The organism is Bradyrhizobium sp. MI1.3 (assembly GCF_055811695.1).
Window position 1 is genome coordinate 1 of the sequence record NZ_JBVVPQ010000049.1, and the last position, 13516, is coordinate 13516.

The following is a 13516-nucleotide window of genomic DNA, read 5'->3' on the forward strand; positions in this document are numbered from 1 at the left end:
CCTGATGATGATCCTCGCCCCGATCGGCGCCATGCTGGTGCAGATGGCGATCAGTCGTACGCGCGAATACGCCGCGGCCTATCGATTCAATCACAGCTGCCTCGGAGTACTGGATCGTCCGGTCAAGCCGGACGATGACAGCGGGGGCGCCGATAGCACCACAAGCCCGCTCGGTAGAATTTTCGCACTGCACAAGCCGCTCCCGCGATTGTATTTTTCCATGAGGTTCCCATGTGAGTGGCTCAGGTTTCTCCTGAGATTTCCCACCACAATAGCGAGCATCACATGTCCTTCCACGACGCCGTCGTTCCCGCCTATTTGCAAATGCTGAACAGCCTGACCGGCCTGCTCACGAAAGCCGAGGCGCATTGCGCGGCCAAGAAGGTCGATCCCGCCGTCCTGCTGGGCTCCCGCCTGTTTCCGGACATGCTGCCGCTCTCGAAGCAGATCCAGCTGGTCAGCGATTTTGCAGCCAAAGGCTGCGCCCGGCTGACCCATAGCGAAGTGCCCTCCACAGCAGACACCGAGACTAGCTTTGCCGAATTGAAGCAGCGGCTCGCCAAGACCATCGACTATGTGAAATCGTTCAAGCCCGAGCAGTTCGAGGGCGCCGACACCAAGGACGTCACCTTCCCGGCCGGTCCCGACAAATCCATCACCATGAAGGGCCAGCAATTCCTCAGCGCGTTCTCGCTGCCCAACTTCTATTTCCACGCCGCCACCGCCCACGGCCTTCTGCGCCACGCCGGCGTCGAGGTCGGCAAACGCGATTTCCTCGGCGCGAACTAATACCCGATGATTCAGGCGGCCGCGGCGGGAGATCGAATCTGCTGCCGCGGCTGAAATTGCACATGCTTTATGCTGCGTAGCCCCGCTGCGCATCTCGCCTGCAGTTTCCGTATGGCTCCTCCCTTGCGCTGATTGCCGCGATGCACAAGTGTTCCGGATCTCTCACCGCCTGGAAGCATTCTCATGAGCCGTTCGACCAAATTGTTTGAGACCTACAAGCTCGGCCCGATCACGCTGGCGAACCGTTTCGTGATGGCGCCGCTGACGCGCAACCGCGCCTTTCCCGCACCTTCGTACCGGGCGCGCTCGCCGCCGACTATTACGCCCAGCGTGCTTCTGCGGGGCTTCTGATCACCGAAGCGAGCCAGGTCTCGCAGCAGGGCCAAGGCTACCAGGACACCCCCGGCATCTATTCCAAGGAGCAGGTTGCCGGCTGGCGCAAGGTCACCGATCAGGTGCACCAGCGGGGCGGCAAGATCTTCATCCAGCTCTGGCATGTCGGCCGCATTTCGCATGTCGACCTTCAGGCCAATGGCGCAGCCCCGGTGGCACCGAGCGCGATCCGCGCCAAGGGCAAGACCTTCGTCAACGGCGGCTTCGCTGACGTCTCTGAGCCCCGTGCGCTCGAACTCTCCGAAATTCCAGGGATCATCGACGATTTCAAGCGCGCCACGAAGAATGCGCTCGAAGCCGGCTTCGACGGCGTCGAGATCCACGGCGCCAACGGCTATCTGCTCGAGCAGTTCGCCAAGGACGGCACCAACAAGCGTACTGACGCCTATGGCGGCTCGATCGAGAACCGCGCGCGACTGATGCTGGAAGTCTCCAGGGCCGTCGTGGCGGAGGCCGGAGCCGATCGTACCGGCATCCGCATCTCGCCGGTGACGCCTGCCAACGACATCTCGGATTCGAACCCGCAAGCCCTGTACGACCATATCGTCGATGGTCTCGCGGCGCTGAAGCTCGTCTATCTCCATGTCGTCGAGGGCGCCACCGGCGGTCCGCGCGACATCGCGCCGTTCGACTATGCGGGCGTGCGCAAGCGCTTCCCCGGCGCCTACATCGCCAACAACGGCTATGATTTCGATCTCGCCGCCAAGGTGCTGGACGCGAACGCGGCTGATCTCATCGCCTTCGGCAAGCCTTTCATCTCCAACCCCGATCTGGTCGAGCGCCTGAAGGCGGGCGCGACGCTGAACGATTGGGACAAGAACACGTTCTACGGCGGCGGCGCCAAGGGCTACACGGATTACCCGACGCTGGCGGCTGAGCCGGCTGAGTAAGGCGTCGTCGTCGCTCCACCCTCCGTCATTGCGAGGAGCGAAGCGACGAAGCAATCCAGACTACCTCCGTGGGAAGACTCTGGATTGCTTCGCTTCGCTCGCAATGACGTTGTGGAAGCAAAATCCACGACAATAAAAAGAAAGAGGCCGGGATTGCTCCCGGCCTTTCGTCGTTATGTTGAAGTGCCTTACTGCAGCGAAGCGCGCTTCGGGGGCTGTGCCGGCCACGACTTGATCAGGGTGTCGTAGTCGACCGTCTCGCCCTTCGGCTTCTCGTTGGCGAGCTTGCGCTGCGGGGCGATCGTGCCGTCCTTCTGGGCCTTGGCGAACCAGTACTCGGCCGTCTCCTTCTTGTGCAGCTTCGGACCGCAGGCGCCCTGCACGCCGGACTTCTCCAGACGCTCCATGACGGAGTCCTGGGCGGCGGCAAGGGAGTCCATCGCGGCTTGCGGCGTCTTCGTACCGGACGACGCATCGCCGATATTCTGCCACCACAGCTGCGCCAGCTTCGGATAGTCGGGCACGTTGTTGCCGGTCGGGGTCCACTGCACGCGCGCGGGCGAGCGGTAGAACTCGATCAGGCCGCCGAGCTTCGGCGCACGCTCGGTGAACGACTTGTCCCAGATGTCGGATTCACGAATGAACGTGAGACCGACATGGCTCTTCTTCAAGCTGACCGTCTTGGAGACGATGAACTGAAGATAGAGCCAGGCCGCCTTGCGGCGGTCAGCGGGAGTCGACTTCAGCAGCGTCGCCGAGCCCGCGTCCTGGTAGCCGAGCTTCATGCCTTCCTTCCAGTACGAACCGTGCGGCGACGGAGCCATACGCCATTTCGGCGTACCGTCCGCGTTCATCACGGCGATGCCCGGCTTCACCATGTCGGCGGTGAAGGCGGTGTACCAGAACATCTGCTGGGCGATATTGCCCTGCGCCGGCACCGGACCGGATTCGGAGAAGGTCATGCCCTGGGCCTGCGGCGGAGCATACTTCTTCATCCACTCGAGGTACTTGGTGATCGAGTAGACCGCGGCCGGACCGTTGGTGTCGCCACCACGCTCCACCGAGGAGCCGACCGGACGGCAGCCTTCCATGCGGATGCCCCATTCGTCGACGGGCAGACCGTTCGGGATGCCCTTGTCGCCGTTACCGGCCATCGACAGCCAGGCGTCGGTGAAACGCCATCCGAGCGACGGGTCCTTCTTGCCATAGTCCATATGGCCGTAGACCTTGACGCCGTTGATCTCCTTTATGTCGTTGGTGAAGAACTCGGCGATGTCTTCATAGGCCGACCAGTTCACCGGCACGCCGAGCTCGTAGCCGTACTTGGCCTTGAACTTGGCCTTGTAGTCGGGGTTGGTGAACCAGTCGTAGCGGAACCAGTAGAGGTTCGCGAACTGCTGGTCGGGCAGCTGATAGAGCTTGCCGTCCGGCGCCGTGCCGAACGACTTGCCGATGAAGTCGTTGACGTCGAGCATGGGATCGGTGACGTCCTTGCCCTCGCCGGTCATGTAATCCGACAGCGCGATGGTCTGGCCGTAGCGGAAGTGCGTGCCGATCAGGTCCGAATCGTTGATCCAGCCGTCGTACACGTTCTTGCCGGACTGCATCTGGGTCTGCAGCTTCTCGACCACGTCACCTTCCTGGATGATGTCGTGCTTGAGCTTGATGCCGGTGAGCTCGGAGAACGCCTTGGCCAGCGTCTGCGACTCGTATTCGTGGGTCGTGATGGTCTCGGAGACCACGTTGATCTCCATGCCCTTGAAGGGCTCGGCGGCCTTGGCGAACCACTCCAGCTCCTTCTTCTGCTCGTCTTTCGACAGCGTCGAGGGCTGGAATTCCGCGATCCACTTCTGGATCGCGGCGTCGTCGGCGGCGCGCACCGGCGCCGAGACGGCCAACGACACCGCGACCATGGCGGCGACGCTGGACATCGTCAGAAAGCTATTCTTGGTCAATGGACGTTCCCTTCTCCTAAACTGCCGCATGTTATTCCTCCGTTGCAGCGACAAACTTTTTACAGGCCCGGGTTGGTCCCGGATCTGGCCGTTCCTTCGCGGGCTAGACCGTGCGGAAAATGAGTACGGCCGTGGCCAGCGAAATTCCTGATGCGATCCAAAGGCGCGAAATTTCAACTCCGTCCTCGCCGATCGGCAGCGTGGCGAGGGCGTCGGTGCCGGCGAAGGCGATCCACAGCAAGTGGATGACCGCTGCCGTGATGAGGGAGATGAACAGACGGTCGCCCCGCGTGGTCGGGATGCGCAGCACGCCGACGCGTTCGGCTTCGGGATAGGCCACCCCGAGCCAGGTCATCACGGCCAGCGTACAGGCGAGCGCCACAAAGAAGATCGCCGTCGGCGGCGTCCAGGCCATCCATGCAATAGCTTCCATTGATGCCTCCCTAAACCCGACCGAGCGCGAAACCGCTCGCGATGTAGTTCCGAACGAACCAGATCACGAGCGCGCCCGGGATGATCGTCAGCACGCCGGCCGCAGCCAGCAGGCCCCAGTCCATGCCCGCGGCCGACACCGTGCGCGTCATGATCGCCGCGATCGGCTTGGCCTGCACCGAGGTCAGCGTGCGCGCGAGCAGCAGCTCGACCCAGGAGAACATGAAGCAGAAGAAGGCGGCAACGCCGATGCCGCTCGCAATCAACGGCACCAGAATCTTGATGAAGAAGCGCGGGAAGGAATAGCCGTCGAGGAAGGCGGTCTCGTCGATCTCGCGCGGCACGCCGGAGACGAAGCCTTCCAGGATCCACACCGCCAGCGGGACGTTGAAGATGCAGTGCGCCAGCGCGACCGCCCAGGGCGTATCGAACAGGCCGATCGCCGAATAGAGATTGAAGAACGGCAGCGCATAGACCGCGGCCGGCGCCATGCGGTTCGACAGCAGCCAGAAGAACAGATGCTTGTCGCCGAGGAAGCGGTAGCGCGAAAACGCGTAGGCTGCCGGCAGCGCCACCGAGATCGAGATGATGGTGTTGAGGACGACATATTCCAGCGAGTTGATATAGCCGGAATACCAGCTCTCGTCGGTGAAGATGCGCTTGTAGTGCTGGAGCGTCGGCGCGTGTGGCCACAGCGTCATCGTCGAGACGATCTCGGCGTTGGTCTTGAAGCTCATGTTGACGAGCCAGTAGATCGGCAACAGCAGGAAGATCAAAAACAGCGCCATGATGAGACGACGGCCGGGGATCGAATGCATCACACGGCTCCTTCATGCGATTTCCGGTCGGCGCCGCCATTGGTCATGACGGTGTAGAAGATCCAGCAGACGATCAGGATGATGAGGTTGTAGACCAGCGACAGCGCGGCGGCCTTGCCGAGATCGAACTGGCCGAGCGCGATCTTGACCAGCTCGATCGACACGAAGGTCGTCGAGTTGCCGGGCCCACCACCCGTCACCACGAACGGTTCGGTGTAGATCATGAAACTGTCCATGAAGCGCAGCAGCACCGCGATCAGCAGCACACGATTCATCTTCGGCAGCTGGATCGCCTTGAACACCGCCCAGCGGGAGGCGCCATCGATCTGCGCCGCCTGATAATAGGCTTCGGGGATCGACTTCAGGCCGGCGTAGCACAGCAGCGCGACCAGGCTGGTCCAGTGCCAGACATCCATCACGATGACGGTGACCCAGGCGTCGATATCGTTGGAGACGTAATTATAATCGATGCCAATGGCATTGAGGACATAACCGAGCAGGCCGATGTCGGGGCGGCCGAAGATCTGCCAGATCGTGCCGACCACGTTCCACGGGATCAGCAGCGGCAGCGCCAGGATGACGAGGCAGGCCGCAACCGTCCACCCCTGTCGCGGCATCGACAGCGCGACGACGATGCCGAGCGGCACCTCGATCGCGAGGATCACCAGCGAGAAGAACAGATTGCGCCCGAGCGAAGCCAGGAAGCGGCCGCCGAGATCGGTCGAGGGATCGAGCAATTCCTTGAACCAGCCGACACCGTTCCAGAAGAACTGGTTGTTGCCGAAGGTGTCCTGCATCGAATAGTTCACCACCGTCATCAACGGCAGCACCGCCGAGAAGGCGACGACCAGGAACACCGGCAGCACCAGGAACCAGGCTTTTTGGTTGACGGTCTTGTCCATCAGGCGGCTCCCTCCACCAGAAGGCTGTCGGCATAGACGTGGACGTGCGACGGGTCGAATTTCAGGCCGGCCGTGCCATCCGGGCTGGTGAAGCCGGCCGGCGCGCGGGCCGCGAGTTTTGCGTCGCCGAGCCTCGCACGCGCGAAACGGATGCGCCCGAGGTCGTCGACGCGTTCGATCTTTGCACTGAGCAGGCCAGGCGCAGGCGCGACAGCCTCGACGAATTCCGGACGGACGCCGATCTCGATCTTCGCGCTTGGCGGAAGGCTGTCGTAGCTGCGATTGAGCGCGATGACGTGACCGCCGATCCTGGCCTCGCGGCCCCTTACCTCGGCCGGCAAAATGTTCATGCCGGGCGAGCCAATGAAATAGCCGACGAAGGTGTGCGCCGGCTTGTCGAACAACTCGGCCGGCGTGCCGCTCTGCACCACGCGGCCGTCATGCATGACCACCACGGTGTCGGCGAAGGTCAGCGCTTCGGTCTGGTCGTGGGTGACGTAGATCATCGTCAGGTCGAGCTCGCGATGCAGCGCCTTCAGCTTGGAGCGGAGCTGCCATTTCAGCTCGGGGTCGATCACGGTGAGCGGCTCGTCGAACAGCACCGCGGCGACGTCCGAGCGGACCAGGCCGCGACCGAGCGAGATCTTCTGCTTGGCGTCAGCCGTGAGCCGCGTCGCCTTGCGGTTCAGATAGGGATCGAGGTCGAGCAGGCGGCCGATCTCGGCGACGCGCTTGTCGATCTCGGCCTTCGGTACACCGCGGTTCTTCAGAGGGAACGCCAAATTCTGCCCCACCGTCATTGTGTCGTAGATCACCGGAAACTGGAACACCTGGGCGATGTTGCGCTTCTGGGTTGACAGCGGTGTGATGTCCTCGCCGTCGAACAGGATTTTCCCGCGCGACGGGGTGATGATGCCCGAGATGACGTTGAGCAGCGTGGTCTTGCCGCAGCCGGACGGCCCGAGCAGCGCGTAGGCGCCGCCCTGTCGCCAGGTCATCGTGACAGGCTTGAGAGCAAAGCTGTCCTGCGGCGCATCATTGCCACCGTAGGAGTGCGCGAGATCGACGAGGTCAATGCGGGCCATGTCGCATCCCCCTCAAGCTTGTTTCTTTGACGCGTTTTCTTCACGCGAACCGCTCGGCACTTCGCTTGAAAACGCTATGGGACCGGGCGCTGCGACCAGGCGGTCGCCAGCGTCGAACACGAAAACGTCGTTGGGATCAAGCACGGCATCGATGGTCTGCCCGGGCTCGAACTCGTGCACGCCGTGCAACACCGCCACCCAGTTCGATCCGTCGCGGGTCAGATGCACGAAACTCTCCGAACCGGTGATCTCGGTCACCGTTACCGTGGCATGGAAGGCGTGGCGGTCGGTCTCGCCATTGGCAAGCGCGAGCTGATGGGCACGAAATCCGACGCGATAGGCGCCGTCCGCGAGCGAGGAATAGAGACCGGACGCCGGCGCGGCAATGCCGCCCGCATATTGCACCGAGCCGTTCTTTTTCTCGATGCCGACGAGATTGAGCGGCGGATCGGAGAACACCTGCGCGACGCGCAAGGTCTGCGGCCGCCGGTAGACGTTTGGCGTCTCGCCGATCTGGAGCGCCTTCCCCTCCCACATGCACACCGTGTTGCCGCCGAGCAGCAGCGCCTCGGTCGGCTCCGTGGTGGCATAAACGAAGATCGCACCGGACGCCTCGAAGATGCGCGGCAGCTCGGTGCGCAGCTCCTCGCGCAGCTTGTAGTCGAGATTGGCGAGCGGCTCGTCGAGCAGCACGAGGTCGGCGCCCTTCACCAGCGCGCGCGCCATCGCGGTTCGCTGCTGCTGGCCGCCGGAAAGCTGGAGCGGCGTGCGCTTCAGGAACGGCTCGAGCCTGAGCAGCCGGGCGGCTTCCGCGACCCGCGCCTCGATCTCGGCGCGCGGCTTGCCCTGCACGCGCAAGGGCGAAGCGATGTTCTCGTAGACCGACAGCGAGGGGTAGTTGATGAACTGCTGATAGACCATGGCGACCGAGCGCTGGCGCACGTCGACGCCGGTGACGTCCTTGCCGTTGACCAGCAGCTTGCCCGATGTCGGCTTGTCCAGGCCAGCGAGCAGCCGCATGATCGAGGTCTTGCCCGACAGCGTCGGCCCGAGCAGCACGTTGAGCGTGCCGCTCTCGAGCGTCAGCGAGACGTCGCGAATGTGCTCGATACCGTCGACAGTCCGGGTTACGTGATCGAGTGCCACTGTCATGAGCGTCCTCCCGCTTCCAGCAGGGGACTTTGCTGCACGGCGTGGGTCCTGATCCAGTCATCAAGCGCCGCGATCTCCTCGGCACTTAGTCGCAGGCCGAGCTTGGAACGGCGCCAGACGACGTCGTCGGCGGTGACGGCCCATTCGTTGGCCATGAGATAGCGGACTTCGCGCTCGCTCAGCGTCGCACCGAAGGCCTGGCCGAGATCGGCCGCCGATTTCGCATCGCCAAGCAGCTTGATCGCCCTCGTGCCATAGGCGCGTGCGAGGCGCCGCGCATGCTCGTGGCTGAGGAAAGGATAGCCGCGCTGAAGCTCGGCGATCAGGCCGTCGACATCGGACACGCCCATGTCGCCGCCGGGCAGCGGCCATTTGCCGGTCCAGCCTTCGCGCGCTTTCGCACTGCGAAGATAGGGCGCGAGCCGCTCCAGCGCCTCCTCGGCGAGGCGGCGGTAGGTCGTGATCTTGCCGCCATAGATCGACAGCAGCGGCACGCCGCCGGGCGTGTCGAGCTCGAACACATAGTCGCGCGTCGCGGCCTTGGCTTCGCTGGCGCCGTCATCATAGAGCGGACGCACGCCGGAATAGGTCCAGACCACGTCATCGGGCGTGACAGGCTTGGCCAGATATTCGCTTGCCGCCGTGCAGAGATACTGGATCTCCTCGGCCGTCGCCTTCACCTTGGCGGGATCGCCGTCATAGTCGCGGTCGGTGGTGCCGATCAGCGTGAAATCGTCCTGATAGGGAATGACGAAGATGATGCGGCCGTCGGCATTCTGGAACATGTAGGCACGGTCATGGTCGTAGAGTTTCTTTACGACGATGTGCGAGCCCTGCACCAGGCGCACCTTGGCTTTCGCGTTGACGCCGGCGCCGCGGCCGAGCACATCCTCGACCCAGGGCCCGCCGGCATTGACCAGCGCACGGGCCCGGATCGACGAGCGCGCGCCGGTCAGCGTGTCGATCATGCTGACGGTCCAGATGCCGTCGGTCTGTTTAATATCGGTTGCGCGGGTCCGGGTACGGATCTCGGCGCCCTTGTCGGCGGCATCGCGCGCGTTGAGTACGACGAGACGGGCGTCGTCGACGAAGCAGTCGGAATATTCGAACGCGCGGCGGTAGCGGTTCGGGATCAGCGGGCGGCCGACCTCGTCGCGCCCAAGGTCGACCGAGCGCGTCGCCGGCAGCAGATGACGGCCGCCGATGTGGTCATAGAGGAAGAGGCCGAGGCGCAGCAGCCAGGCTGGCCTTAAGCCCGCATGGTGCGGCAAAACGAAACGCAGGGGGCGAATGATGTGAGGCGCGATCCCCCAGAGAATCTCGCGCTCGATCAGCGCCTCGCGGACCAGCCGGAACTCGTAATATTCGAGATAGCGCAGGCCGCCATGCACCAGCTTGGTCGACCAGGACGAGGTCCCGCTCGCCAGATCGTTCATTTCGCACAGGAAAACCGTGTTGCCGCGGCCCACCGCGTCGCGCGCGATGCCGCAGCCGTTAACACCGCCTCCAATAATGGCGAGGTCGAAAATCCGCTCCAACAGACGCATCCCCCGGCGACCGCCCGTTCAATCGAGCGGTTACTTTCGCTTTTGATTAGATCACACCAGAAAACGAAAGCAAGATGAAAGAGGGGAGAAAGGAAGTGAAAGCGGAACTTTCGAGTGGGCATATGGGTGTGGAAATGGGCAGTTCGGGACGGGATTCGCGCAGCATTATTGCTCTTGAATAGTCGTCGACGACCATTATTAGTTACGATAGTCATATTGGTCTTTATCTGCATGACAGAACACAGCACTGCACCAGACTCACCGGCGACTGACTCGTGGACGCTTGCCAACGCCAAGGCCCGGCTCTCCGAGGTGATCGACCGTGCCCAAGCCGGCCCGCAAATCATCACCCGACACGGCAAGCCCAATGCGGTGATCGTTTCCGCCGAGGAATGGGCGCGCAAGACGGCGCGCAAAGGAACCTTGGCCGAATTCCTGCTGGCTTCGCCGCTGCGCAGCGCCGACCTCGAGCTTGAACGCGTGCACGACGAGACGCCGTGAATCTACTGCTCGACACCAACGTGTTGTCGGAGGTCCAGAGGCCGGCCCCTTCGCCGAAAGTCTTGTCATGGCTTGATACGATCGACGAGGATCGTGCGTTCATCAGCGTGGCATCGATCGCCGAGCTTCGCCGCGGCATCGCATTGCTGGAGGACGGCCGTCGGCGCGCAGCATTGGCCGCCTGGCTTGCCCACGATCTGCCGGAGCGTTTTGCCGGGCGCACCCTGCCGATCGACCACGCGGTGGCGGAACGCTGGGGTGACCTCATGGCTCAGAGCCGCAGAAGCGGCGTCGCATTGTCTGTCATGGACGGCTTCTTTGCCGCGACCGCGCTCGCGAACAACCTCATGCTCGTCACACGCAAAGTGAAGGATTTCGCGGTATTCGGCGTGCGGCTGCTGAACCCGTGGGACGACCCATAGTCCTACCTCAGCCGCACCACCGGCGCCGATTCAGGTGCTGCATCCTGCACATCGGCCTGAGCCTCATCGACATCCGCCCCCTTCGGCATCGCCGCCATCACCTCGATGCCCTTGCCGTGGCAGATGGTGGCGAGGCGCTCAGGCAATTCCTGGTCGGTGACGAAGGTCTGGATCTGGCTGATATGGGCGATGCGCACCGGCGCGCTGCGGCGGAGTTTGGTTGAATCGGCGACCAGCATGACGCTGCGGGCATTGGCGATGATGGCCTGCGCCACCTGCACCTCGCGATAGTCGAAGTCGAGCAGCGCGCCCTCCTCGTCGATCGCGGACGCGCCGATGATGGCGTAGTCGACCTTGAACTGGCCGATCAGCTGCGTCGCGGTCGAGCCGACCACCGCACCGTCGGCGCGTCGTACCGTGCCGCCGGCGACCACCACCTCAATGCGAGGATGGCGGTAGAGCAGCATGGCGACGTTCAGATTGTTGGTGATGACGAGGAGGTCCTCGTGCGAGGTCAGCGCGCTCGCCACCTCCTCGGTCGTGGTGCCGATGTTGATGAAGAGCGAGCAGCCGTTCGGGATCAGCGAGGCGGCCGCGGCTCCAATCGCCTTCTTCTCGTCGGCGGCGACGAAGCGCCGCGCCTCATAAGCGAGGTTTTCCACGCCGGAGGCGATGATGGCGCCGCCATGGATGCGGGTCAGCGAGCGGCGCTCGCAGAGATCGTTGAGATCCTTGCGGATGGTCTGCGCCGAGACCTCGAACCGGCGCGCCAGCTCCTCGACCATGACGCGGCCCGAGGCGCGCGCGATGTTGAGGATTTCGGCTTGGCGATGGGTCAGTCCGGTCACGGCGATGGCCTCAAGTCAGGAAGCTGCATGGTGCGGCGGTTCGCGCGTTCGGTCAATGCGCGCGCCGATCACGGTTAACGGACGAGGTCTTCACCACGCCATCGCAGCGGCGAGGCGCGCGAGCAGGTCCGGGTCGTCGAAGGCGCTGGCGGAAGCGATGGCCCCGGCGGCGACGAGATCAGTATGGCTGAGGCTGGTCCGGATGCCGATGGTCGGAATGCCGGCCGCCGCGGCCGATTGCACGCCGGTGCGGGAGTCCTCGAACGCGATCGAGGCCATCGCGCTGGCGCCGGTAAAGCGCAACCCTTCCTGATAAGGCAGCGGATGCGGCTTTCCGTGCAACAGCTCGGCGCCGATCACGAGCGCCTTGAAACGGTGCGTGATGCCGAGGCCGGACAGCAGCAGCTCCGCATTGAGTCGCGGGGCGTTGGTCACGGCAACCATGGGAATACCGGCCGCATCCGCCCTGTCGAGCAGCGCCATCAGGCCCGGCAGCGGTTCGATCTGCCCGGCGACGAGTTCGCGGAAGACTTCCTCCTTCTCATCGAGGATCAAGGCACGCCGTTCCGGCGCCTCGTCGGGCAGAAAGCGCTCGCCGATCGCTATATTCGCGAAGCCTTGCAGCTCCCTGGAGAAGCGCGCGTGATCGAAGACATGGCCGCGAGGGCCGAGCACCTGGTTGAAGGCCTTCAGGTGCAGCGGATCGGTGTTGGCGAGCGTACCGTCGATGTCGAACAGCAACGCCCTGCCGATAGCCTCGATCATGTCCGTACTTTCCCGATATATGACGCATCAATACGAAAGCCGTATCAATACAGCGCCAATCGCGCAATGACGCACGTGCATGACCACCACGCGACACTCGACAAAGTCGCGCGCGGCTGCAACACTCCATGCAAGATCAAAAAGGAGGAAACGATGACAATCAACCGACGCGATCTGGCTCTCTCGACTCTTGCAGTCCCAGCTCTTGCCGTCTCCACTCTTGCAGTTTCAGCGCTCACAACACCGGTGCTGGCGGCCACGGCGGACGAGGAAGCCGTGGCGAAGAAGGTCGAGGCCTTCCGTCTCGCCCAGATCGCGGCCGATCCCAAGGCGCTCGGCGCGCTCTGCGCCGACGAAGTGAGCTACAGCCATTCCAGCGGCAAGGTCGAGGACAAGGCGACCTTCATCGCCAACGCCACCGACGGCAAGTCCAAATTCCTGTCGATCGAGTACAAGGACCCGACCATCAAGGTCGTCGGCCCGGCTGCGATCGTGCGCTTCCACTGGGTGGCGGAACAGGAGATGGCGGCCGATGGGAAAAAAGTGCCGACCAACCTTCACATCCTGATGAACTGGCAGAAGCAGGGCGACGACTGGAAGCTGCTCTCGCGGGCGGCGACGAAGTTGTGATTGAAGGTGTCATTCCGGGACGCGCCGAAAGGCGCGGACCCGGAATCCATTCGTCGACGTTCTCTGCGGCAAAATGGATTCCGGGCTCACGCTACGCCTGCCCCGGAATGACAGCTGCGCTTACGCCGCTTCCTTCACGTCACCGTTAACCAGCTTGCGCGCGGCGCGCTCGGCTTCGCGGGCGTTGCGGAAGAGCTGGCCTTCGAGACGGTTAAAGCGGTTGGATGAGGCGAAAAAGCAATAGCCTCCCTGGGAACGAACGACGATACCTGCGGTCTGCGAATCGACTTCGATGATGTAGCTGTCCGGCATGGTCCGTGGATTCCTCAGTGCGGGCAAATAACGGCAGTTCTGCCCAAAGGTTCCTGGGCATTTTGACGCCGTTTC

At 63.3% G+C, this 13516-nt stretch carries 14 protein-coding genes and 1 pseudogene; 5 read left to right on the forward strand and 10 right to left on the reverse strand.

What is annotated here, in order from left to right; genetic code table 11:
• The first annotated feature begins 285 nt into the window (after nucleotides 1–285).
• Together AC0L3A_RS28310 and AC0L3A_RS28315 are read left to right on the forward strand one after the other, a co-directional pair.
• A complete protein-coding gene (locus AC0L3A_RS28310; protein ID WP_007595142.1) occupies nucleotides 286–789 on the forward strand; it encodes a DUF1993 domain-containing protein in 504 nt (167 codons plus the stop codon).
• 183 nt (nucleotides 790–972) lie between these two features.
• Nucleotides 973–2072: pseudogene (locus tag AC0L3A_RS28315) on the forward strand (alkene reductase).
• 188 nt (nucleotides 2073–2260) lie between these two features.
• On the opposite strand, the gene AC0L3A_RS28320 reads toward AC0L3A_RS28315, so the two are convergent.
• From AC0L3A_RS28320 to glpD, 7 genes are all read right to left on the reverse strand, one after another.
• Entirely contained in the window at nucleotides 2261–4003 is a 1743-nt protein-coding gene (locus tag AC0L3A_RS28320) for an ABC transporter substrate-binding protein (RefSeq protein WP_035993295.1), read from the reverse strand.
• Between the two features lie 127 nt (nucleotides 4004–4130).
• Nucleotides 4131–4460 (reverse strand): DUF2160 domain-containing protein, encoded by a 330-nt coding sequence (locus AC0L3A_RS28325; protein ID WP_007595147.1) that lies wholly within the window; start codon nucleotides 4458–4460, stop codon nucleotides 4131–4133.
• Nucleotides 4461–4470: 10 nt separating this feature from the next.
• The gene (locus AC0L3A_RS28330; protein WP_007606994.1) at nucleotides 4471–5277 is read right to left on the reverse strand and encodes a carbohydrate ABC transporter permease; all 807 of its coding nucleotides are present in this window, start codon (nucleotides 5275–5277) and stop codon (nucleotides 4471–4473) included.
• Complete coding sequence (locus AC0L3A_RS28335; RefSeq protein ID WP_473255540.1) at nucleotides 5277–6179, reverse strand: carbohydrate ABC transporter permease; 903 nt, start codon at nucleotides 6177–6179, stop codon at nucleotides 5277–5279. The genes AC0L3A_RS28330 and AC0L3A_RS28335 overlap by 1 nt, the downstream gene beginning before the upstream one ends.
• Entirely contained in the window at nucleotides 6179–7264 is a 1086-nt protein-coding gene (locus AC0L3A_RS28340) for an ABC transporter ATP-binding protein (RefSeq protein ID WP_007595153.1), read from the reverse strand. The genes AC0L3A_RS28335 and AC0L3A_RS28340 overlap by 1 nt, the downstream gene beginning before the upstream one ends.
• A gap of 12 nt (nucleotides 7265–7276) precedes the next feature.
• Nucleotides 7277–8416: an ABC transporter ATP-binding protein gene (locus tag AC0L3A_RS28345; protein ID WP_007595155.1), complete on the reverse strand. Its 1140-nt coding sequence runs from the start codon at nucleotides 8414–8416 to the stop codon at nucleotides 7277–7279.
• Nucleotides 8413–9963 (reverse strand): glycerol-3-phosphate dehydrogenase, encoded by a 1551-nt coding sequence (glpD, locus tag AC0L3A_RS28350; RefSeq protein WP_007595157.1) that lies wholly within the window; start codon nucleotides 9961–9963, stop codon nucleotides 8413–8415. Before glpD ends, AC0L3A_RS28345 begins: the two co-directional genes overlap by 4 nt.
• Nucleotides 9964–10194: 231 nt before the next feature.
• Here glpD and AC0L3A_RS28355 point away from each other — a divergent pair, with 231 nt between their 5' ends.
• Both AC0L3A_RS28355 and AC0L3A_RS28360 read left to right on the forward strand, forming a co-directional pair.
• The gene (locus AC0L3A_RS28355) at nucleotides 10195–10464 is read left to right on the forward strand and encodes a type II toxin-antitoxin system Phd/YefM family antitoxin (RefSeq protein WP_007595159.1); all 270 of its coding nucleotides are present in this window, start codon (nucleotides 10195–10197) and stop codon (nucleotides 10462–10464) included.
• Nucleotides 10461–10886, forward strand: a complete 426-nt coding sequence (locus AC0L3A_RS28360) for a type II toxin-antitoxin system VapC family toxin (protein WP_007595161.1) — start codon at nucleotides 10461–10463, stop codon at nucleotides 10884–10886. Before AC0L3A_RS28355 ends, AC0L3A_RS28360 begins: the two co-directional genes overlap by 4 nt.
• A 2-nt stretch (nucleotides 10887–10888) precedes the next feature.
• On the opposite strand, the gene AC0L3A_RS28365 is transcribed toward AC0L3A_RS28360, so the two are convergent.
• Nucleotides 10889–11734, reverse strand: coding sequence for a DeoR/GlpR family DNA-binding transcription regulator (locus AC0L3A_RS28365; protein ID WP_007595163.1), 846 nt, complete (start codon nucleotides 11732–11734; stop codon nucleotides 10889–10891).
• 90 nt (nucleotides 11735–11824) lie between these two features.
• Nucleotides 11825–12499, reverse strand: coding sequence for an HAD family hydrolase (locus tag AC0L3A_RS28370; RefSeq protein ID WP_007595168.1), 675 nt, complete (start codon nucleotides 12497–12499; stop codon nucleotides 11825–11827).
• A gap of 153 nt (nucleotides 12500–12652) precedes the next feature.
• Between AC0L3A_RS28370 and AC0L3A_RS28375 the strand changes: the two genes are divergently transcribed.
• Nucleotides 12653–13129: a nuclear transport factor 2 family protein gene (locus AC0L3A_RS28375; protein WP_007595170.1), complete on the forward strand. Its 477-nt coding sequence runs from the start codon at nucleotides 12653–12655 to the stop codon at nucleotides 13127–13129.
• Between the two features lie 120 nt (nucleotides 13130–13249).
• On the opposite strand, the gene AC0L3A_RS28380 is transcribed toward AC0L3A_RS28375, so the two are convergent.
• Nucleotides 13250–13441 (reverse strand): hypothetical protein, encoded by a 192-nt coding sequence (locus AC0L3A_RS28380; protein WP_007595173.1) that lies wholly within the window; start codon nucleotides 13439–13441, stop codon nucleotides 13250–13252.
• Between the last annotated feature and the right edge of the window lie 75 nt (nucleotides 13442–13516).

Excerpts from the sequence above, each read along its gene's own strand:
- AC0L3A_RS28355 (WP_007595159.1), top strand. The coding sequence starts at position 10,195 with ATGACAGAACACAGCACTGCACCAGACTCACCGGCGACTGACTCGTGG.
- AC0L3A_RS28340 (WP_007595153.1), bottom strand. The coding sequence starts at position 7,264 with ATGGCCCGCATTGACCTCGTCGATCTCGCGCACTCCTACGGTGGCAAT.
- AC0L3A_RS28380 (WP_007595173.1), bottom strand. The coding sequence starts at position 13,441 with ATGCCGGACAGCTACATCATCGAAGTCGATTCGCAGACCGCAGGTATC.
- AC0L3A_RS28330 (WP_007606994.1), bottom strand. The coding sequence starts at position 5,277 with ATGCATTCGATCCCCGGCCGTCGTCTCATCATGGCGCTGTTTTTGATC.
- AC0L3A_RS28375 (WP_007595170.1), top strand. The coding sequence starts at position 12,653 with ATGACAATCAACCGACGCGATCTGGCTCTCTCGACTCTTGCAGTCCCA.
- glpD (WP_007595157.1), bottom strand. The coding sequence starts at position 9,963 with ATGCGTCTGTTGGAGCGGATTTTCGACCTCGCCATTATTGGAGGCGGT.
- AC0L3A_RS28345 (WP_007595155.1), bottom strand. The coding sequence starts at position 8,416 with ATGACAGTGGCACTCGATCACGTAACCCGGACTGTCGACGGTATCGAG.
- AC0L3A_RS28325 (WP_007595147.1), bottom strand. The coding sequence starts at position 4,460 with ATGGAAGCTATTGCATGGATGGCCTGGACGCCGCCGACGGCGATCTTC.
- AC0L3A_RS28310 (WP_007595142.1), top strand. The coding sequence starts at position 286 with ATGTCCTTCCACGACGCCGTCGTTCCCGCCTATTTGCAAATGCTGAAC.
- AC0L3A_RS28335 (WP_473255540.1), bottom strand. The coding sequence starts at position 6,179 with ATGGACAAGACCGTCAACCAAAAAGCCTGGTTCCTGGTGCTGCCGGTG.
- AC0L3A_RS28370 (WP_007595168.1), bottom strand. The coding sequence starts at position 12,499 with ATGATCGAGGCTATCGGCAGGGCGTTGCTGTTCGACATCGACGGTACG.
- AC0L3A_RS28320 (WP_035993295.1), bottom strand. The coding sequence starts at position 4,003 with ATGTCCAGCGTCGCCGCCATGGTCGCGGTGTCGTTGGCCGTCTCGGCG.